The sequence below is a fragment of the Phenylobacterium sp. genome, from assembly GCF_016793225.1.
GTDB lineage: Bacteria > Pseudomonadota > Alphaproteobacteria > Caulobacterales > Caulobacteraceae > Phenylobacterium.
In genome coordinates this window covers 1-19962 of record NZ_JAEUMN010000042.1, presented here as the reverse complement: position 1 = coordinate 19962, position 19962 = coordinate 1, and the positions used below count along the sequence as shown (strand labels likewise).

Sequence of the window (19962 nt, the reverse complement as noted above, 5' to 3'; positions counted from 1 at the left end):
CATGAAGGCGATCGCGCTCGCAGCCGCCTTCTTCGTCGCCGCCGCGCCCGCCGTCGCGGCCGTTCCGGTCACGCTGAAGGCCCAGGCGCTGGACGACGACGGCGTCGTCACCCTGGGAGAAATCTTCGAGGGCGCCGGGGCCGCGGGCCGCACCCCCGTCGCCACGCGCACCGGCGCGTCCGTCATGCTCAACGCCCGCGCGGTGCGGGCGGCCGCCGCGCGCGCCGGCCTCGACTGGGCCAACGCCCAGGGCCTCGCCTCGATCGTCGTGGTGGGCGCCGCCCCCGGCGCGGTCGCGGCGCGCGGCAACGTCGAGGTGCTGACCTGGGCCCGTTCGATCGCCACGGGCGAGATCGTCCAGCCGCAGGACCTGATCTGGGCCAAGGTGGCCGCCGCCCCGGCCGACACGCCCTCGGACGCCGAGGCGCTGATCGGTCTCGCCGCCCGTCGGCCGCTGCGGGCGGGCGCGGTCGCCATGGGCCGCGACGTCTCGGCGCCGCAGGTGATCAAGGCGAACGACACGGTAACCCTCACCTACGACAATCAGGGCGTCTCGCTGTCCCTGCAGGCCAAGGCGCTGAGCGCCGGCGCCGTCGGCGAGACCATCAACGTGCAGAACGTCACGTCGAAGAAGACCGTCCAGGCCGTGGTCAGCGGACCCGGCCAGGCCGCGGTCGGACCGCAGGCGGAAGAGCTGAAGCTCGCCCGCTCCACCCGTTACGCCGCACGCTGAAGGACACCCACATGCGCCTGCGCCTCCTCGCCATCGCCGCCATGGCCCCCCTCGCCGCCTGCTCGACCATCAAGGAGGCCGTGAAGGGCCCGGAACTGGCGCCGGTGGGCTACCCCGCCGCGCTGGTCCCGCAGACCCAGCAGTTCGTCTCGGTGCGCGAGCCGTCGCCCCAGCCGGCCAGCGCCAATTCGCTGTGGCGCGTCGGCGCCCGCGCGTTCTTCAACGACCAGCGCGCCAGCCGCGTGGGCGACATCCTGACGGTGCAGATCGACATCGACGACAGCGCCAAGGTCACGAACTCGACGTCCAGCTCACGCACCTCGGGCGTGCAGGCCGGCGTGCCGCACCTGCTGGGCCTGGAATCCACCCTCGGGAAAATCCTGCCGGGCGGCTTCGACCCCGCGAACGCCATCGAGACCAATTCCGCGACGAACAACGCCGGGACCGGCGCGGTGAACCGGTCGGAGAAGATCAGCCTGACGATCGCGGCCGTGGTCACCGGCGTGCTGCCCAACGGCAACATGATGATCCAGGGCACCCAGGAGGTGCGCACCAACACCGACCTGCGCCAGCTCACCGTGGCCGGCGTCGTGCGGCCCGAGGACATCTCCTCGGCCAACACCATCCGCCACACCCAGATCGCCGAGGCCCGCATCAGCTACGGCGGCCGGGGCGACATCCATCGCGTGCAGAAGACGCCGGCGGGCCAGAGCCTGCTGGAGCGGTTCAGCCCGTTCTGACGGGCGGCCGCCTAGGCTTCAGGCGAAGATCGCCACCAACTGGCGCGCCGCGGCCACGCGGCGGCCGGCGGTGTCGAACACCTCCATCGCCTGCAGCGAATAGCCGTCGGCCGCCTGCTCGCTGGTCGACCGCAGCAGGCGCCAGTCCCCGGCCGAGCCGCCGATGGGCTGGAAGATGTCCAGGCTCCAGGTCGCCGTGCTGATCGGCGCCGGCTGGGCGAAGGCGATCATCGCGGCGGGCGGCGGAACGTCGGCCAGGGCCAGCAGCGCCAGCTCCACCTCGTCGCCGGCGTCGGCCGCGTGACGCACCCAGATCGCGACGTCGGGGTCCGCGCCGGGGGTCAACGGCCGGGCGCCGGAGGCCAGCCGGGCCTCGAAGTTGCCGGAGAAGCCCGGGGCGAAGCCGCCCTTGGGGAAGTAGTCCGGGCAGTCCTCGGGCGGGGGAACCGCCGGCGCCCGTGGCGCGTCGTGCCGCACGGCGCTCTCGCGCGCCGCTCCGTAGGTGAAGAGCGCCCGCGCAGCCATGCCGGCCTCGCCCGTGGCGTCGACGCTGACCACCGTGGCGGATCGCCCCTGCCGCAGGAGCGTGGGTTCGAACCGGATCCGGCCGCCGGCCGGACCCACAAGCGCCACCTGCGCCGAGCGCAGCGGCGGCAGCCCCGGATGAGCCCCCGCCGAGGCCGCCGCGCACAGGGCGGCGGTGATCCCGCCGTAGAGCGTGCGGCCCTGGCGCCAGCCCTCGGGCGCCTCGATCTCGTAGGCCGCGCCCGTGGGGGTCAGCGCAGCGATGACCTCTCGGAAGCTGGGCATCCGCTTTCGGGGCTCAGGCCCGCCGCCCGGCGACGCTGGCGTTGTCGGCGCCCAGCGCGGACAGGGCGCCGCGCACGATGCCCTCGGCGTCGAGGCCGGCCTGGGCGTACATCGCCTCGGGCTTGTCGTGGTCCTGGAAGATGTCGGGCAGCGTGAGCGTGCGGATCTTCAGGCCGCGATCCAGCGCGCCGTGCTCGGCGAGCGCATGCAGGACGAACGCCCCGAAGCCGCCCATCGAGCCTTCCTCGACGGTGATCAGCGCCTCGTGCTCGCGCGCCAGGCGCAGCAGCAGGTCCAGGTCCAGGGGCTTGGCGAAGCGGGCGTCGGCGACCGTGGCGGACAGCCCGCGGGCGGCCAGCATGTCGGCGGCCTTCAGGCTCTCGCCCAGGCGCGTGCCGAACGACAGGATGGCGACCGCCGTCCCCTCGCGCACGATGCGGCCCCGGCCGATCTCCAGCGGTTTGGCGAACTCGGGGATCGCGACGCCCAGGCCCTCGCCGCGGGGATAGCGGAAGGCGGACGGACGGTCGTCGATGGCGACCGCGGTGGCGATCGCCGCGGCGAGCTCGGCCTCGTCGGACGGCCCCATCACCACCATGCCCGGGAGCTGGCCCAGGAAGCCGATGTCGAAGGAGCCCGCGTGGGTGGCGCCGTCGGCGCCCACCAGACCTGCGCGGTCGAGGGCGAAGCGGACGGGAAGCCCCTGGATCGCCACGTCGTGGACGACCTGGTCGTAGCCGCGCTGCAGGAAGGTCGAATAGATCGCGCAGAACGGCTTCATGCCGTCGGCCGCGAGGCCGGCCGCGAACGTCACCGCGTGCTGCTCGGCGATGCCCACGTCGAAGGTGCGCTCCGGGAACTTCTGCCCGAACAGGTCCAGGCCGGTCCCCGACGGCATGGCGGCGGTGATGGCCATGATCTTGGGATCGCGCTCGGCGTGCTTGATCAGCTCCTGCGCGAACACCTTGGTGTACTGCGGCGCGCCGGGTTGCCCCTTGGCCTGCTGGCCGGTGACCACGTCGAACTTGACCACGCCGTGGTACTTGTCGGCCGCGTTCTCAGCCGGCGCATAGCCCTTGCCCTTGTGGGTGACCACGTGGACGAGGACCGGCTTGTCGTCGATCTTGCGGGCGTTCTGGAGCACGTGGACCAGGGCGTCCATGTCGTGCCCGTCGATCGGCCCGACGTAGTAGAAGCCCAGCTCCTCGAAGAGCGTGCCGCCGGTCACCATGCCGCGGGCGAACTCCTCGGCCTTGCGGGCCGCCTCGCGCATCGGCCGTGGGAAGGCCTTGGCCACCGACTTGCCGAGGTTGCGGATCGACTGGTAGCCGCCCCCGGAGACCAGCCGGGCGAAGTAGGCGCTCATCCCGCCCACCGGCGGGGCGATCGACATGTCGTTGTCGTTGAGGATGACGGTGAGCTGCTTGGTGGTCTCGCAGGCGTTGTTCATGGCCTCGTAGGCCATGCCGGCGCTCATCGAACCGTCGCCGATGACGGCCACCACCTTGTTCTCCCGGCCGTCGGCGTCGCGCGCGGCGGCGAAGCCCAGGGCAGCCGAGATCGACGTGGCGGCGTGGGCCGCGCCGAAGGGGTCGTACTCGCTCTCGCTGCGCTTGGTGAACCCGGAGAGGCCGCCGCCCTGCCGCAGGGTGCGGATGCGGCTTCGCCGCCCGGTGAGGATCTTGTGCGGATAGGCCTGGTGGCCCACGTCCCAGATCAGGATGTCCTGCGGCGTCTCGTAGACGTGGTGCAGGGCCACCGTCAGCTCGACCACCCCGAGGCCCGCGCCCAGGTGCCCGCCGGTCTGCGACACCGCATCGATGGTCTCGGCCCGCAGTTCGTCCGCCAGCTGCCGCAGCTGGGCGATCGAGAACTTTCGGGTGTCGGCCGGCGAGGAAACGGTGTCGAGCAGGGGTGTTTCAGGCAACGCTACGTCCTCGGGCTCAGGTGCGGCGCTCTAGCACGAAATCGACGCTCGCCCGCAGGAAATCAGCCCGCGGCCCGAACGCATCCAGGTGACTTTTCGTCTGGGACTTGAGCAGCCCGAGGCGCTCGCGCGCCGCCTCGACGCCCAGCAGCGTCACGAAGTTGGCCTTCCCCTTCGAGGCGTCCTTGCCGACGGCCTTGCCGACGGATTCCTCGCTGCCCTCCGCATCCAGCAGGTCGTCGACGATCTGGTAGCCCAGTCCCAGGTCGTGGGCGAAGTTCAGCAGGGCGTGCCGCTCGGCCTCCTGCGCGTGCGCCAGCACCAACGGCAGCTCGAAGGCGCAGGTGATCAGGGCGCCCGTCTTCAGCCGCTGCATCCGGGCCACGCCGCCCAGGTCGTCGCGAACGCCCAGCATGTCGATCATCTGGCCGCCCACCATGCCCCGCGCGCCCGCCGCGAGCGCCAGCTTGGCCACCAGCTCGGCCCGGACGCCGCCGTCGGGATGGGTGTCGGGGTGGGCCAGGATCTCGAAGGCGGCCGCCTGCAGGGCGTCGCCCGCCAGCACGGCCGTCATCTCGTCGTAGGCGCGGTGCACCGTCGGCCGGCCGCGGCGCAGGTCGTCGTCGTCCATGCAGGGCAGATCGTCATGGACCAGGCTGTAGGCGTGGATGCACTCGAGCGCGCAGGCCGCGCGCAGCACCGAGGTCTCGTCCAGGTCGAACATCCGCCCGGTCTCGAGGGCGAAGAAGGTGCGCAGCCGCTTGCCTTCGCTCAGCGCCGCATAGCGCATAGCCTCGGTGAGCCGCGCCTCGGGCCCGTCGGCGCGCGGCAGCAGTTCGTCCAGCGCCACGGTGACCAGGTCGGCAGCCTCGGCCACCCGGCGGGAGAGATCCATCAGCCGAACTCGGCGGGTTCGACGCCGGGCGTCCCGCCGGCGCCCATGACGATCTTCTCGACCCGCAGGCTCGCCTCCTTGAGCTTCTGTTCGCAGTGCGCCTTCAGGGCGGCCCCGCGCTCGTAGAGCCGGATCGAGTCCTCCAGCGGCGCCTGGCCGGACTCCAGGCGGCCGACGATCTGCTCCAGTTCGGAGAGCGCGGTCTCGAAGCTCATGGCGGCGATGTCGGCGGGCTCGGACATGGCTGCTCCTTTAGGCGCGGGACGCCGGCGAATCCATCCCCTCAGCCGCGCTCGAACCGGCGCATGGACCAGTACTTGTAGCCCTCGCTCTTCACGAGCCGCCACCCGAGCCGGCGCAGGGAGCGGCCGATCATGTAGTTGAAGAAGCCGTGGGCCAGGACCACGACGTTCTCGCCTCCGGCGGCGAGGCCGATGAGCATGGCGGCGGCGCGGTCGGCGCGGATCTCGGCCTCGCTGCGCCGCTCCTGGCCCTCGTGGTGGTCGAAGAACCACCACCAGACGCGAGCGAGGAAGCCCCAGATCCGGGGCGACAGCCTCAGCCAGCGGGGCAGGTTCGGGGGCGGCAGCGGCGCCTCGATCAGCAGTTCGTGGCGCTCGAACACGCGCTCGCCGGCCAGGGTCTGGGCGCTTTCGACGGCGCGCAGGCGGGTCGACGACACCAGCGTCCCGCACTCGTCGACGAAGCGGCGCAGCGCCTCGGGCGGCGTCTGGCCGGGCAGCAGCCCGAGCAGTTCGTAGTTGGCCCAGAACGTGCGGTACTCGGACGCCGAGAGCCGCACCTTGCGCGACACGTGCGGCTCCCCGTGGCGCGCCAGGATGATCGCGCCATGCCGCAGCGGCGGGGCCGTCTTGTCTTCGGTCAGGACGCTGGCCATGGATCCGGAATGTGCACGGCCGGTGTTCGCCCCTACCCCTCGCCGAGGGCTCTGACGTGCGCGAGCGCCGAACGGCCCAGAGCCTGGAGGTCGTAGCCGCCCTCGAGGGAGGACACAACCCGCCCCTTCGCGCGCCGGTTGGCCACGTCGGCGATGGCCCGCGTCGCCCAGGCGAAGTCGGTCTCCTCCAGGCTCTGGCCGCCGCCGCCGACGGGGTCGCGGGCGTGGGCGTCGAAGCCGGCCGACACGAGAATCAGGTCGGGCGCGAAGGCGTCCACCCGCTCCATCAGCTGCTCGAACGCCTTGCGCCAGACCGCGGCCGGCGCGCCTTCGGGCGAGACCGTGTTCACGATGTTGTCCGGAACCGGCTCCGAGGGGTGCCCGGTCCCGGGCCACATGGGCCAGGACTGGATGGAGGCGAAGAACAGACCCGGGCGGCCGCCGAGCGCGGCCTGGGTCCCGTTGCCGTGGTGGATGTCGAAGTCGACGACGGCGACCTTCTGGAAACCCGACGCCTGGGCGACGCGCGCGGCCACCGCGACGTTCGAGAAGATGCAGAATCCCATCGGCAGCCCGGGTTCGGCGTGATGGCCCGGCGGTCGGACGGCGCAAAACGCACGGTCCGCCTTGCCGGCCGCCACGTCGCGCACAGCCTGGACCACGGCGCCCGCGGCGCGGCGCGCAGCGGTGAGGCTGCCCGAGGACATCGCGGTGTCGGGATCCAGCACGAGCCGGCCGCTGGTCGGCGCGCGCGCGGCGATGTCGTCCAGGTAGGCCTTGTCGTGCACCCGCAGGAGATCGGCCTCGTCGACGAGCGGGGCGTCGTTCGGCGCGAGGTCCAGGTCGGAGTCCGACAGGGCGTCGGCCACAGCCTTGAGCCGTTCGGGCCGCTCGGGGTGACGTTCGCCGGGCCGGTGGTCGAACATGTCGAGGTGGGTGTAGAGGGCGACGGTCATGCTGCATCCTAACCCAACTTCCGCCGCGGCGGGTCCTGTGATCCGGCGGGCGCGACCCGAGGACGCCGAAATCCTCGCCGAACTCGGCGCGCGCACGTTCAGCGACACCTTCGCCCACCTGTACGACCCGGCCGACCTCGCCGACTACCTGGTCGAGGCCTACAGCCTGGAGCGGACCCGCGCCGACCTGGCCGATCCGGCCAAGGCGCTGTGGCTGGTGGAGGATGGCGACCGCCCCATCGGATACGCGCTGGCCGGCCCATGCGCCCTGCCCCACGACGACGTCACGCCGGCCTGCGGCGAACTCAAGCGCATCTACTTCGTGAAGGATCGTCAGGGCGCCGGCGTGGGCGGACGCCTGTTCGCCGAGGTCATGGCCTGGCTCCAGGCCGGCGGACCGCGGGACGTGTGGATCGGCGTCTGGTCGGAGAACTACGGCGCGCAACGGTTCTACGAGCGCCACGGCTTCGCGAAGGTCGGCGAATACGGATTCAAGGTCGGCCGTACAGTGGACCGCGAGTTCATCCTTCGTCGAAGCGGCAATAGTTTTTCTGGCTAGCCGCCACAGTTCACGCATTTGCGACACATTCTTGCCGCAATCTGCACGAGCTCTAAGCTTTCATTGCTGCGATTTAACCTTTGTGCATCTTGGCGATACGGCCACCGTTTGGGACGTTGACCGGTATTCGGCGGGTCACGATATCGGCGGTGGGGATGCTGAGGATCGGTTACGTTCGGCTGCGGGACGCGAGCGCACACGACGACACCACGGCCCTCAAGGCCGCGGGCTGCCAGGTGGTGCGCGCCGAAGAGCCCGGCGGCGACGGTCAGACGCTGACCTCGATCCTGGAGTTCATCGGCGCGGGCGATGAGCTGGTGGTCACGCGCCTCGAGTGCCTCGCGCCCGGCGCGCGCGGCCTGCTCGACGCCCTGGATCGTCTCGAGCGCCGGAACGCCGCCCTGGTCGTCCTGCACCCGGCACTCACCAGCCGGGGCGAGAGCGGGCGTACGCTGCGCGCGGTCCTCGAGGCCGTCGCCGCCATCGAGCCCGCCGGCGGCGCACGTCGGCGCCGGCCTGCCGCCGCCGCCGACGAGATCCACGCCCTTCAGCGCGCCGGCGTCGGCCCGGTCGAGATCGCCCGCCGGCTGGGCGTCTCGCGCATGACGGTGTGGCGCAAGCTGAAGGCGGTCGAGGCGGCCGAGGCCTAGCCTCTCCGCTCGGCGCGGACGTAGTCGACGAACGCGCGCAGCGCCGAGGGCAGGGTGCGGCGGCTGGGGTAGTAGAGGAACGGGCCCGGGAAGGGTTCGGACCAGTCGGCGAGCACCTCCACCAGCCGCCCGCTCGCCAGGTGCGGGACCACGTAGCCGTCGAACAGCGCCACGAAGCCCAGCCCGTCCAGGGCCGCGCGGATCAAGGCGCCCGGGCCGCTGGCCACCAGCGGGCCCGTCGGCGAGACCCGCACCGTCTCCCCGGCCTTCTCGAATTCCCAGGGGGGCATGGCCCCGCTCGGGAAGCGATTGCGCAGGCACGGCCGCTCCAGGAGGTCGCGCGGATGTCGTGGCGCGCCGACCCGCGCGACCAGGTCCGGCGCGGCGGCGACCACGTATCGCTGGGGAGGCCCCAGGGACACCGCCACCATGTCCTGCGCCAGGCTCTCGCCCCAACGCACGCCCGCGTCGTAGCCCTCGGCCACGATGTCGATGAACCCGGTCTCGCTCACGAGTTCCAGGCGGACCGCCGGGTAGGCGGCCAGGAAGCCGGCGATCATCGGCGCCAGCACCAGCTCGACGGCCGGCTCCGGCGCATTGATGCGCAGCGGACCCGAGGGCTCGGACTGCGCCGAACGCACCTCGCTGACGGCGTCGGCGATCTCGGCCAGGGCAGGTCCCAGCCGCTCGAGGAGGGCCCTCCCGGCCGCCGTCGGCGCCACAGAGCGCGTCGTCCGGTTCAGCAGGCGCACGTTCAGGCGGGCCTCCAGGTCGCGCACCGCCTGGCTGAGGGTCGAGGCGGAAACGCCCAGCTCTACCGCCGCGCGGCGGAAGTTCCGGTGGCGAGCCACCGCGGCAAAACTGTCGAGCGCCGTAAGGTCCGAGCGTTGCATTGTTCGATGATCCGCACAGTTTGTGCGCGATTATGCCGGTTATCCGACTGAACGACGACCGCTATCTCGTCGCCCCAGGACGAAGATGGAGTCGAAGATGCACACGCGAACGCTGGGCCGGACGGGGCCCGAGGTGTCCGCCCTCGGCCTGGGCGCCATGGGGATGAGCGACTTCTACGGCGACGCGGACCGCGCCGAGAGCCTCGCGACGATCGCCGCGGCGGTGGAGGCCGGGATCACCCTCATCGACACCGGCGACTTCTACGGCATGGGCCACAACGAGATGCTGATCGGCGAGGCGCTGAGGACCCTGCCCCGCGACAGACTCGTGCTCTCCGTGAAGTTCGGCGGCCAGCGCGCGCCCGACCGCTCGTTCCTCGGGTTCGACGCGCGCCCGGCGGCCGTGAAGACCTCGCTCGCCTACACCCTTCAGCGGCTGGGCGTGGACCACATCGACATCTACCGGCCCTCGCGCCTGGATCCGAACGTGCCCATCGAGGACACGGTGGGCGCCATCGCCGAGTGCGTGCAGGCGGGCTGGGTGCGCCACATCGGCCTCTCGGAGGTGGGCTCGGAGACGATCCGGCGCGCCGCCGCCGTCCATCCCATCGTCGACCTGCAGATCGAGTACAGCCTGCTGGCGCGCGGCATCGAGGACAGCCTGCTGAAGACCACCCGCGAGCTGGGGATAGGGATCACGGCCTACGGCGTCCTGGTGCGCGGGCTGATCGGCGGGCACGGGCTGGGCCACCTGGACCCGGCGAAGGGCGACTTCCGCGCCCTCACCCCCCGCTTCCAGGGCGAGAACCTGACGAAGAACCTCGCCATCACCGAGCGGCTGCGGGCGGCGGCGCAGAGCGTGGGCCTGACGCCTGCGCAGGCGGCGATCGCGTGGGTGGCGGCCCAGGGCGACGACATCGTGCCCCTCGTCGGGGCCCGGACCCGAGCCCGGCTGGCCGAAGCGCTGGGCGGCATCGCGGCCAAGCTCATGCCCGAGCAGCTGGCGACGATCGAGGCGGCGGTCCCGAAAGGCTCGGGATCGGGCGACCGCTATCCCACGATGATGATGCCGTCCCTGGACAGCGAGCGCGGCTAGGGCGCTCTAGGCGAACCGGGCCAGCGCATAGGGGGACGGGTCGCACGCGGGCGTCCGGCCGAGCGCCAGGTCGGCCAGCATCTCGCCGATGGCTGGCGCGAACTTGAAGCCGTGGCCGGAGCAGGCCGAAGCGAACCACACGTTGTCGCGGTCCGGATCCCGGTCGATGACGAACTCCTCGTCCGGCGTGATGGTGTAGCCGCAGGTTCCGATCCGGTGCGCCGGCGCCAGCGGCCCCAGGAAGCGCTGCAGATGCCGCCGGACCCGCTCGGCCTCGGTGACGGGATCGACAGGATCGTCGTCGAAGCGGTGGAAGCCGGCCTTGACGCCCGCGCCCGCGAAATCCGGAAAGCCGTAGAGGAAGCCCTCCGGATCGTCGAAGGCGAAGGCGGGGAGCCGTTCCGGCCCCACCAGCTGCGGCCGCTCCGACCGGTACCAGCCGAGCACCTGCGGGCGGACGCGGAGGTGCGGCCCGAGCGCCGGGACCAGCTCGGCGATCTCCTGTCCCGCCGTGATCACGGCGGCCGCGGCCTGGATCTGCTCGCCGTCGTCCAGCACCACCGTGACGCCCGCGGCGGTGTCGCTCACCTGGCGGACGCCCACCCCACACAGCATCTCGGCGCCCCGGGCCGTCGCCGCGGCCAGCAGGCGACGGACGCCCAGGTCGGCCCGCAGCAGGCCCGCGCCGGGCTGGAGCGTGGCGGTCCAGCCGGCCGGCAAAGCAACCGCGGGAAAGCGCTCCCCGGCCTCGGCCGGCGTCAGCGGTTCTCCGGCAAAGCCCCCGGCCGCGGCGGCCGCGCGCGTGCCGGCCATCAGCGCGCCGTCGGGCGGCCCCGCCTCGAGCACGCCCACCCGCAGGAACACGGGCTCGCCGCCCTGCTCCAGGTCGTCCCACAGCTCCACAGACCGCCGGACGAGCGGCGCGTAGCCGGGGTTCTCGAAGTTCGACAGGCGGATCATCCGGCTCTCGCCCCACGACGAGCCGCCGATGTGGCCGGGCTCGGCCCGCTCGATCCCGATCACGGCGGCGCGCCGCGACAGGCTGGCCATCGCCGCCGCGCCCATCACGCCGAGCCCCACGACCACGACGTCGCAGGTCCGCGTCATGCGCCGCCCCGCCCGCCGGCGCCTCCCGCGCGCACTGGACATCGGGCGCCCGACGCCCCATCCTTCGCGTTCAAACGAACGTTCGACCCCAAGGGGCCCTCCCCCATGTTCATGCGCTTCTTCACCGAGCTCCGCGAAGCCAAGGTGCCGGTGACGCTCAAGGAATACCTCATCCTCATGGAGGCGATGGACAAGCAGGTCATCGACCGCACGGTCGACGACTTCTACTACCTGTCCCGCTCGGCCCTGGTGAAGGACGAGAAGAACCTCGACAAGTTCGACAAGGTTTTCGGCCACGTCTTCAAGGGCATGGAGAACCTGTCGGACGACGTGATCGCCGACATCCCCGCCGAGTGGCTGAAGCGGCTCGCCGACAAGTTCCTCACCGACGAGGAGAAGGCGCAGATCGAGGCCATGGGCGGCTTCGAGAAGCTGATGGAGGCGCTGGCCGAGCAGGCGCGCCGCCGCAAGGAAGGCCAGGACGGCGAGGACGGCGAAGGCCAGCGCGGCGGCCGGCCCGACGGGTCGAACCCCTTCGGCGCCAACGGCTACCATCCCGAGGGCATCCGCGTCGGCCAGGAGAAGGGCCGCCACGGGCGCGCCATCAAGGTCTGGGACAAGCGCGAGTACAAGAACCTCGACGACCAGGTCGAGCTGGGCACCCGCAACATCAAGGTCGCGCTGCGCCGCCTGCGCAAATGGGTCCGGGACGGCTCCGTCGAGGAGCTGGACATGGACAAGACCATCAAGGGCACGGCCGAGAAGGGCTACCTCGACATCAACATGCGGCCCGAACGCCGGAACAAGATCAGCGTGCTGCTGTTCCTGGATGTCGGCGGCTCGATGGACAGCCACATCAAGATCTGCGAGGAGCTGTTCAGCGCCGCGCGCTCGGAATTCAAGAACATGGAGTTCTTCTACTTCCACAACTGCCTGTACGAGGGCGTGTGGAAGGACAACCGGCGCCGGCATACCGAGAAGCTCAACACCTACGACATCCTCCACAAGTATCCGCACGACTACAAGGTTATCTTCGTGGGCGACGCGACCATGAGCCCTTACGAGATCACCTATCCGGGCGGCTCGGTGGAGCACTGGAACGAGGAGGCCGGCGCGGTCTGGATGGATCGGGTCAGCCAGATCTACGACTCGGTCGTCTGGCTGAACCCCACCGCCGAGCGGCACTGGGACTACACGCCCTCCATCGGCCTGATGAAGCAGCTCGTCGGCGACCGGATGTATCCGCTCACCATCGACGGGCTCGAGAAGGCGATGAAGGAGCTGTCGCGCTGAGCGCCAGCTTCGGCCTAAGCTGGCGGATGCACGAGGGATTCGCATGACCGATCCCCTTCTTCAGGACGCCGCCGAGACCGAGGAGGCCCAGGCCGCGACCAAGCAGGCGGTGTTCAACGCCGCCGAGCGCCTCTTCGCGCTGCACGGCTTCCAGAACGTCTCGGTGCGCGACATCACCGCCGAGGCGGGCGTCAACCTGGCCAGCGTGAACTACCACTTCGGGTCCAAGGACGCGCTGCTGTTCGAGATCTTCCGGCGGCGCACCAGCGAGCTCAACCGCGAGCGGGCCCGGATGCTGCACGAGGCCACCAGCCGCCACGGCGGCAAGCCGCCCGTCCGCGACATCCTGGAGTGCTACTTCGCCCCGCCCATGCGCTGGGCGGCGCCCGACAACGACCGCCGCATCTCGATGCAGTTCATCATCCGCGCCCGGTCCGAAGGCACGGCCGAGATGCGCGAGGTCCTGAAGACCGACGTCTCCCACCTCGAGCGGTTCGCCGGCGCGCTGATGGCGGCGCGGCCCGACCTGCCCAAGGAAGACGTCTACTGGCGGCTGCACTTCGTGCTGGGCATGGTCCACAACAACCGCTTCGCCGAGTTCGACCGGCTGCACCACCTGTCCGGCGGCCTGACTCGCGAGGGCGACGTCGAGGCGCTGCTGCGACGGATGCTGGACTTCGCCGAAGCCGGCTTCCTGGCCTAGGTGCGCCGGCTTCTCCTCGGCGCCTGCGCGCTGAGGTTCCTCGACGCCTTCGTCCTGATCTACCCGTTCTACACGGTGATGTTCGCCGAGCGCGGCCTGTCGGCGGCGCAGATCGGCCTGGTGCTCGCCGCATGGTCGCTGGTCTGCCTGGTGCTGGAGGTGCCCTTCGGCGTCCTGGCCGACCGCTTCTCCCGGCGCTGGCTGATGTCGATCGCCCAGGTGGTGCGCTGCGCAGGCTTCCTGGTCTGGCTGGCCTTCCCGAACTTCTGGGGATTCCTCGTGGGCCTCATGCTCTGGGGCATGAAGAGCGCCACCCTCTCCGGCGCCTTCGAGGCGGCGGTCTTCGACGACCTGAAGGCCCGCGGCCAGGAGGCCGAATACATCCGCGTCTTCGGGCGCACCCAGGCCGCGAGGTTCGCCGGCGTGGTGGCCGGGGCGCTCGGCGCGGGCGCGGCGGCGTCGCTGGGCTACGACGCCCTCATCTGGGCCAGCATCGCCACCGGGCTGGGCGCGGCCGCGGCGGCGCTGGCCCTGCCGCCCGCGCCGCGCCTCACCGCCGTCCGGCGGGGCGGCTACCTGGCGCACCTGCGGCGCGGCGCCGGCGAGGCGGCGAGGCTCCCCGGCGTCCTCGGCCTGCTCGTCTTCATCGCCGCCATGCAGTCCGTCGTCTCGGCGCTCGCCGACTACTGGCCGCTGTTCGGCCACGAGGTGGGCCTGCCCAAGCCGGCGATCGGCCTGTTCGTGGCGGCGATCTCGGCCGTCGGCGCCGTGGCCGCGGCCCTGGCGCACAGGCTGCGCGACCTGCCGCCACGGGTGCTGCATGGGCTGCTCATGCTGGCAGGCCTCGCGATCGTCGCCGCCGCCGCGAGCTACCGCGCATGGTCGGTCGGCTTCCTCATGGCCTTCGTCGGCCTCTACTGGATCGTGGACACCAACGCCGACGCGCGCTTCCAGCACGCCCTGCGCCCCGAGACGCGGGCGACCGTGGCGTCGGTGAAGGGCCTGACGATGCAGGCCTCCACCAGCGTGCTGATGCTGAGCTTCGGCCTGCTGGCGCAGCGGTCGACGTACCAATGGGCCTTCGCCGCCTATGGAGCCCTGCTGGCCCTGGTGGGCGCGGGCTTCGCGGCGTGGGGGCTGCTTCGCCTCCGGCGTCCCGGTCCGCTCTAGAGCGCGTTCCGAAAAGTGGGAACCGGTTTTCGGATCCGAACGCGCTCAAGTTATTGATCTAGAGCCTCATTTTCCCGTTCAGACGGTTCCGTCTGAACGGGTGAGGCTCTAGGCCGCCAGCGCCCAGGCGAACTTCAGGTCCTCCACGAACGCGTCGAACGCCTCCTGCTTGGCCTTCGCGTCCGGCACGCGCAGCAGGAAGGACGGGTGGTAGGTGACCACCCCCTGCGCCTGGTCGGGCAGCTGCAGCGCCTGCTGGCGCGCCTTGCCGATGGGCATGGCCTTGCCGAACACCGAGAGCACGGCGGTGGCGCCCAGGCAGACCACGACCCGCGGGCGGACGATCCGCCGTTCGGCGTCCAGCCACCAGCGGCAGGCGGTCACCTCGCCGGGGTTGGGGGTCTTGTGCAGACGCCGCTTGCCGGTCAGCTCGTGCTTGAAGTGCTTCACGGCGTTGGTGACGTAGGTCTCGGTGCGCGGGACGCCGGCGGCGGCGAGCGCGCGGTCGAACATCTGGCCCGCAGGCCCCACGAACGGATGGCCGGCGAGATCCTCCTGGTCGCCGGGCTGCTCGCCCACGAACAGCAGCCTGGCCCGTCCGGGCCCCTCCCCCGGCACGCCCTGGGTCGCGTCCTTCCACAGGTCGCAGCGGCGGCAGTGGTCCACCCCGGCGGCGATCTCGTCCAGCGTGACGGGCGCCTGACCGTCGTACGGGGCGTCGCGGCTGGCGCGGACCGCAGCCTTCACCACGCGGCGACTGGGTTCGGTGGGCGCGGAACGGACCATGTCGCTCGTGCGGGACTCGGCCTGGGCGATGAGTTCGGGAATGAGGGCGGCCTCGGGCAGGTTCCGCCAGTAGCGCTTGGGCATCTCCTTCTGCATCGCGGCCACCTTCAGGCGCGCCGGATTGAAGATCGAGGCGTAGTAGGTCTTCCAGTAGTCCTCGAGCGCGTCCTCGCGCGGCGCATCGGCGGGGTCCGCGCCGGGCGTGGCGGCCAGCTGCTTCAGGTCCCAGTGCACGCACACGTCCGGAGTCAGGATCGAAAAGCGCATGTTGGCGAAGCGCTTCACGAAGAACGGCGCGGTCGATTCCGTCACCCGGTGGGCCGGCTCGAACCAGGCGACATAGGCTTCCCCCTCCTCGTCGTGCACCAGCCGGAAGCGGACGAAGGCCTTCATCTTGTGCGCCGCGCGGCTCACTTCCCGCGCGTATCCGTTGGCCCGCGCCACCTCGGGGTCCGACAGGATGTGCAGGAGGTCGGGCTCGTCCTTCAACCGCCAGAGCAGGCGGTAGAGCAGGTCGAACCGCTCGTCCGACCGGTGCTGGATCACCTGCCGCGCCAGGTCGACGAAGGGCTTGGGGACAGTGAAGGCCGGCGGCGCCGCAGCCGGGGTCGCCGATGCGCTTCCCTCGCAGACGGCGACGCCGCCGGCGGACGTCGGGGACGCGAACAGATCCGCCGCCCCGTCGACGGTCCAGATCGCCTGGGACGGCGGGACGCCCTGGGCGCGCAGGTCGCGGGCCGCCGCGCGCCAGCCGTCGAAATCGGTCTCGTGGGCCAGCCGCACCACCGGCATCAGAACAGCTCGAGCTGCTTGGGCTCGACACGGGCGCGCAGGTCCGCGCGGTCGGTCAGGGCGCCGGGCGACCAGTCGGCGGCGACCAGGAAGGGCTTCAGCTTGGCGAGGCTGCGCGAGAGTCGGCCGATATCGGCAAGCTCCAGCCTCTTGTAGCGGCGCACCTCGAGGATGCGCCCCACCGCCTTCACGCCCAGCCCCGGCACGCGCAGCAGGCGTTGGCGGTCGGCGGTGTTCACATCCACGGGGAAGTCGCCGCGGTGCTTGAGCGCCCACGCCAGCTTGGGGTCGATCGCCAAGTCCAGGTCTTCGTCCTCGCCCGCGATCTCCGACCGGGAGAAGCCGTAGAAGCGCATCAGCCAGTCGGCCTGGTAGAGCCGGTGCTCGCGGATCAGCGGCGGCCGCTGCAGGGGCAGCCGCGAGGTGGCGTCCGGAATGGGCGAGAAGGCGGAATAGTAGACGCGGCGCAGGCCATAGGCGCCGTACAGCCCCTCGGCCCGTTTCAGGATCGCCCCATCCGCGGCCGCGTCGGCGCCCACGATCATCTGGGTGGACTGTCCGGCCGGGGCGAACCTGGGCGCGCGCGTCCGCCGCCCCTTCTCCTTCGACGCGCTCTCCGAAACCCGCACAGCGCCCATGGCCTTCTTGATGCCGACCACGTCCTTCTCGGGCGCGAGGCTCGCCAGGCTCTCGTCCTTGGGCAGCTCGATGTTGATGGAGACGCGATCGGCGTAGAGGCCCGCCTCGTTCACGAGCGCCGGCGACGCCTCGGGGATCACCTTGAGGTGGATGTAGCCGCGGAAGTCATGGACCTCGCGCAGCGTGCGCGCCACGCGGACGATCTCCTCCATGGTGTAGTCGGCGTTGCGGATGATGCCCGACGAGAGGAACAGGCCCTCGATGTAGTTGCGCTTGTAGAAGCCCAGCGTGAGGTCGACGACCTCGTCCACCGAGAACCGCGCGCGCGGCGTGTTCGAGCTGACCCGGTTCACGCAGTAGGCGCAGTCGTAGACGCAGAAGTTGGTCAGCAGGATCTTCAGCAGGCTGATGCAGCGCCCGTCCGGCGCATAGGCGTGGCAGATCCCCATCCCGCCATCGGTGGAGCCCACGCCCTTCCCGCCCATGGAGTCCCGCTTGCGGCTTCCCGACGAGGCGCAGGAGGCGTCGTACTTCGCGGCGTCGGACAGGATGGCAAGCTTGCGCTTGAGCGTCAGGGCGACCATGCCCGGAGCGTAATGTTCCAGTTTTGTTCACGCAAGCGCGGCCGTGGCGTTTCTTTCGCCGGGCGCTGCGTCGTCAAGGCAAGGCGCGGCCCTCGTCCGGGTCGAGGTCTCGGGCGACGCGCAGGCCCACGTCGGCGCGCACCTTGTCGTCCGGCACGGGGAAGCGGTTCGCGAGGCGCAGTTCGGCCGGGGCGCTTTCGAAGGAGCCGCCGCGCAGCACGCGCGCCTTGCAGCGGGCCGCCGTCTCGGGCGCGACACAGGCCGAGGTCCACTCCCACACGTTGCCCTCCATCTGGGCCAGGCCGAAGCCGTTCGCCGGATAGCCGGTCACCGCCTCCGGGTAGCCGCGGTAGGGCAGCACGGGAGAGCCGCGATAGCGGGCGGAGTGATCGTAGTTGGCCTGGCTGGGCGTGATGTCGTCGCCGAAGGTGAAGGCCGACGAGGCGCCGGCGCGGGCGGCGTATTCCCACTCCTCCTCCGTCGGCAGCCGGTACGCGCGGCCCGACCGGGCCGATAGCCAGGCGACGTAGGCCTGGGCGTCCTCGTACGAGATGTGGGTCGCCGGGATCAGCGGATTGGGATTGTCCTTCGACCAGTTCGGCCGCTTGCGGCACGCGCCGTCCAGCTCGCAGGCCGCCCACTCGCTCAGGGTCAACTCGAAGACCGCCAGCGCGAACGGCTTCGCGACCCGCACGGAACGGACCAGGGGCTCGTCGCGGCCCCGGGCCTCCTCGCTGGCCGGCGAGCCCAGGAGACCGTCGCCCGCCGGCACCACGCGCATCCAGGGACAGTTGGCGCAGTCGTAGAAGCGCTGGCCATCGGCCTGCGGGCTGCAGCTGACGAAGCACGGCGGATCGCCCTGCAGACCGTAGTCGAACGTCGGCTTCTGCCAGGCCTTCGCCCCCGACCCGAGCGCCACGCGGTCCGAGACCCGCTTGAAGACGTCGGCGACGTTCTGCGACGGGCGGCGGATCTCCTCGGCCAGGATGCGGCTGAACACGCCGGAGTCGAAGGCGAGCTGATCCGGGCTGGTGGAATAGGCCACGAGGTAGCCCTGATCCGGCCGCCGCTGCGCGGGGGCGTAGCGCGTCAGGCCCTTGGAGCCCGTCGGCGCGGCCGCCGTGGCGACGTCGATGCGCAGGCCCTTGGACGCCTCGGCCTCGGCGGGCGGCGCGGCGAGCGGGCTGCGGCACATGTCCAGGATCACCACCACCGTGCGCGCGCCCGCGCCGAGGAGCTGGTCGGTGATGGCGGTGCGGGTGACGAGGCCGGGCTGGACCTCGGCCCCCTGGTCGATGGGGAGCAGCGCGCCGTTCCCGCCGCTGCCGAGGGTCACGCCGTGGCCGGAGAAGTAGACCACCCCGAAGGCCTCGTCGCCCGCGCGCGCCAGCGCCGCCGCGAAGTCGGCGAGCTCCTGGCGAAGCTGGGCGTCCGTCAGGTCGCGGCGCGGCCGCACCGCGCCGGCCCCGGAGGCGTCGACGAACTTGGCCGTCGTGAGCGCGGCGGCGATGGCGTCGCCGTCCCTGGCCGCGTTGGGCAGGGCCGGCAGGGTCCTGTAGCCGCTGTTGGCCACGACAAGGGCCAGCCGGGGCGGCGCTGCGGCCTGGGCGGCGCCCGCAGCGCCGCACCCCACGGCAAGCACCATCACGAGCGACGCCAGGGCGCGCCACACCGCTTCGCAGAACATCGATCCCCCAAGTTCCCGCAGCCCCCGATCGGCCGCTCTACTTCACGTGACAAGCAACAAACAACCCTGTCGCAACGTCAACCCTTTCTGACCGCAATCATCGTTAACTTCTGATTCACGAATACAATCATAACTCCGATATGTGAACTTCACGAAGGTCGCTCTTTTGCAGAAGACCCTACAAACGGCTATTTCAATAGCGCTTCTGTCAGTATAGCGCGTCGCCCCTCTTGCTTTGGGGGCACTCTCATGGATCTCAGTAAGCGGGCGCTTGGCGCCTGCGTCGCCGCATGCGGCCTCACCGCAGGCGGAGCGGCTCATGCGCAGTTCTTCGACCTGGACGTGAAGACCCAGCACAGCGCGTACGCGCCGGGGATGCCGCAGGTCTACTCCAGCACCGCCACCACACAGTCCAACGGCCAGCCGACGGTGTTCGGCGGCGCGGCGGTGACGCAATGGTCGCTGGAAGGCTTCTTCCTCAACGGCGCGCGGGCCAACGGCGTGACCCTCGGGCCAAACGACCCCACGATCCAGCAGGTGCTGGCGTCCGAGCCGAACGCCCGGCTGATTCCCGGCTCGCCCGGCCGCAGCCACAGCCTGGCGATCCGCGCGGAATCCGTGAGCGCCCTGACCGACGCGACCTTCGACGTCGAGAACTTCGACCTGGTCAGCCGGTGCCGCGTGAATCCCGCGTTCAACGACCGTCTCGGCCTGCCGGCGGGGGCCGTGGTCAGTCCCTGTGACTCCGTCGACGCCACGCTCAAGCTGAACGGGCTCACCTTCCGCCTCACCTCCCCGGAAAACTCCATCGCCCTCAGCTTCGCCATTCCGGAGGTGGGCTATGCGTTCACGGCCAGCCCGAACGTGGCCACCGGCCTCGACCCCTTCGTGGATCGCGCGGATTCGCGGCGCGAGCTGGACCGCAACTTCTTCGCCAGCGGCAAGGCCCCGATCGTCGTCGCGCGCCTGCTGGGCCAGCCCGACGGCTTCGTCCTGCGGGCGGGCGAGCTGCCGAACCTCGGCGACGCGCTGACCGGCTCGCTA

Annotated in this window: 20 protein-coding genes; 9 read left to right on the top strand and 11 right to left on the bottom strand. The window is 71.2% G+C overall.

From position 1 onward, the window contains the following. Nucleotide 1: 1 nt before the first annotated feature. Both flgA and flgH read left to right on the top strand, forming a co-directional pair. Nucleotides 2-733 (top strand): flagellar basal body P-ring formation chaperone FlgA, encoded by a 732-nt coding sequence (gene flgA / locus JNK30_RS04705; RefSeq protein WP_293480660.1) that lies wholly within the window; start codon nucleotides 2-4, stop codon nucleotides 731-733. Nucleotides 734-744: 11 nt separating this feature from the next. Further along, nucleotides 745-1473, top strand: a complete 729-nt coding sequence (gene flgH / locus JNK30_RS04700; protein WP_293480658.1) for a flagellar basal body L-ring protein FlgH — start codon at nucleotides 745-747, stop codon at nucleotides 1471-1473. 18 nt (nucleotides 1474-1491) lie between these two features. Here the strand turns inward: flgH and JNK30_RS04695 are convergent, their stop codons facing one another. Genes JNK30_RS04695 through JNK30_RS04670 form a run of 6 tightly spaced genes read right to left on the bottom strand, consistent with a single transcriptional unit; the run spans nucleotide 1492 to nucleotide 6959 of the window. Beyond that, nucleotides 1492-2283: a thioesterase family protein gene (locus tag JNK30_RS04695; RefSeq protein ID WP_293480656.1), complete on the bottom strand. Its 792-nt coding sequence runs from the start codon at nucleotides 2281-2283 to the stop codon at nucleotides 1492-1494. A 13-nt stretch (nucleotides 2284-2296) separates the two neighbouring features. Beyond that, the gene (gene dxs / locus JNK30_RS04690; protein ID WP_293480654.1) at nucleotides 2297-4210 is read right to left on the bottom strand and encodes a 1-deoxy-D-xylulose-5-phosphate synthase; all 1914 of its coding nucleotides are present in this window, start codon (nucleotides 4208-4210) and stop codon (nucleotides 2297-2299) included. Nucleotides 4211-4226: 16 nt separating this feature from the next. After that, nucleotides 4227-5108: a polyprenyl synthetase family protein gene (locus JNK30_RS04685; protein ID WP_293480707.1), complete on the bottom strand. Its 882-nt coding sequence runs from the start codon at nucleotides 5106-5108 to the stop codon at nucleotides 4227-4229. Continuing rightward, nucleotides 5105-5347, bottom strand: coding sequence for an exodeoxyribonuclease VII small subunit (locus tag JNK30_RS04680; RefSeq protein WP_293480652.1), 243 nt, complete (start codon nucleotides 5345-5347; stop codon nucleotides 5105-5107). Before JNK30_RS04680 ends, JNK30_RS04685 begins: the two co-directional genes overlap by 4 nt. Before the next feature lie 41 nt (nucleotides 5348-5388). Next, a complete protein-coding gene (locus tag JNK30_RS04675; RefSeq protein WP_293480650.1) occupies nucleotides 5389-6003 on the bottom strand; it encodes a histidine phosphatase family protein in 615 nt (204 codons plus the stop codon). 32 nt (nucleotides 6004-6035) lie between these two features. Then, the gene (locus JNK30_RS04670) at nucleotides 6036-6959 is read right to left on the bottom strand and encodes a histone deacetylase family protein (RefSeq protein ID WP_293480648.1); all 924 of its coding nucleotides are present in this window, start codon (nucleotides 6957-6959) and stop codon (nucleotides 6036-6038) included. Here JNK30_RS04670 and JNK30_RS04665 point away from each other — a divergent pair. Next, nucleotides 6958-7518: a GNAT family N-acetyltransferase gene (locus JNK30_RS04665; protein WP_293480646.1), complete on the top strand. Its 561-nt coding sequence runs from the start codon at nucleotides 6958-6960 to the stop codon at nucleotides 7516-7518. The genes JNK30_RS04670 and JNK30_RS04665 overlap by 2 nt on opposite strands. A 155-nt stretch (nucleotides 7519-7673) precedes the next feature. Continuing rightward, complete coding sequence (locus JNK30_RS04660) at nucleotides 7674-8168, top strand: recombinase family protein (protein WP_293480644.1); 495 nt, start codon at nucleotides 7674-7676, stop codon at nucleotides 8166-8168. Here the strand turns inward: JNK30_RS04660 and JNK30_RS04655 are convergent. Then, entirely contained in the window at nucleotides 8165-9061 is an 897-nt protein-coding gene (locus JNK30_RS04655; RefSeq protein WP_293480642.1) for a LysR family transcriptional regulator, read from the bottom strand. The genes JNK30_RS04660 and JNK30_RS04655 overlap by 4 nt on opposite strands. Nucleotides 9062-9158: 97 nt before the next feature. On the opposite strand from JNK30_RS04655, the gene JNK30_RS04650 reads away from it, so the two are divergent. Further along, complete coding sequence (locus tag JNK30_RS04650; RefSeq protein ID WP_293480641.1) at nucleotides 9159-10157, top strand: aldo/keto reductase; 999 nt, start codon at nucleotides 9159-9161, stop codon at nucleotides 10155-10157. 6 nt (nucleotides 10158-10163) lie between these two features. Here JNK30_RS04650 and solA read toward each other — a convergent pair whose 3' ends face one another. Further along, nucleotides 10164-11264, bottom strand: coding sequence for an N-methyl-L-tryptophan oxidase (gene solA, locus JNK30_RS04645; RefSeq protein WP_293480639.1), 1101 nt, complete (start codon nucleotides 11262-11264; stop codon nucleotides 10164-10166). A 105-nt stretch (nucleotides 11265-11369) separates the two neighbouring features. Here solA and JNK30_RS04640 point away from each other — a divergent pair, with 105 nt between their 5' ends. Genes JNK30_RS04640 through JNK30_RS04630 form a run of 3 tightly spaced genes read left to right on the top strand, consistent with a single transcriptional unit; the run spans nucleotide 11370 to nucleotide 14430 of the window. Continuing rightward, nucleotides 11370-12557 (top strand): VWA domain-containing protein, encoded by a 1188-nt coding sequence (locus tag JNK30_RS04640; protein WP_293480637.1) that lies wholly within the window; start codon nucleotides 11370-11372, stop codon nucleotides 12555-12557. A 43-nt stretch (nucleotides 12558-12600) separates the two neighbouring features. Further along, nucleotides 12601-13260: a TetR/AcrR family transcriptional regulator gene (locus tag JNK30_RS04635; protein WP_293480635.1), complete on the top strand. Its 660-nt coding sequence runs from the start codon at nucleotides 12601-12603 to the stop codon at nucleotides 13258-13260. Beyond that, nucleotides 13261-14430, top strand: coding sequence for an MFS transporter (locus JNK30_RS04630; RefSeq protein WP_293480633.1), 1170 nt, complete (start codon nucleotides 13261-13263; stop codon nucleotides 14428-14430). A gap of 108 nt (nucleotides 14431-14538) precedes the next feature. Here the strand turns inward: JNK30_RS04630 and JNK30_RS04625 are convergent, their stop codons facing one another. The 3 genes from JNK30_RS04625 to JNK30_RS04615 form a co-directional block, all read right to left on the bottom strand. Beyond that, nucleotides 14539-16008, bottom strand: a complete 1470-nt coding sequence (locus tag JNK30_RS04625; RefSeq protein ID WP_293480631.1) for a UdgX family uracil-DNA binding protein — start codon at nucleotides 16006-16008, stop codon at nucleotides 14539-14541. Continuing rightward, the gene (locus JNK30_RS04620) at nucleotides 16008-17231 is read right to left on the bottom strand and encodes a putative DNA modification/repair radical SAM protein (RefSeq protein WP_293480629.1); all 1224 of its coding nucleotides are present in this window, start codon (nucleotides 17229-17231) and stop codon (nucleotides 16008-16010) included. Before JNK30_RS04620 ends, JNK30_RS04625 begins: the two co-directional genes overlap by 1 nt. Nucleotides 17232-17304: 73 nt before the next feature. Further along, complete coding sequence (locus tag JNK30_RS04615) at nucleotides 17305-18918, bottom strand: SUMF1/EgtB/PvdO family nonheme iron enzyme (RefSeq protein ID WP_293480627.1); 1614 nt, start codon at nucleotides 18916-18918, stop codon at nucleotides 17305-17307. Nucleotides 18919-19167: 249 nt separating this feature from the next. Here JNK30_RS04615 and JNK30_RS04610 point away from each other — a divergent pair. Further along, the coding region (locus JNK30_RS04610) for a hypothetical protein (protein ID WP_293480626.1) at nucleotides 19168-19962 on the top strand (795 nt) is incomplete at its 3' end.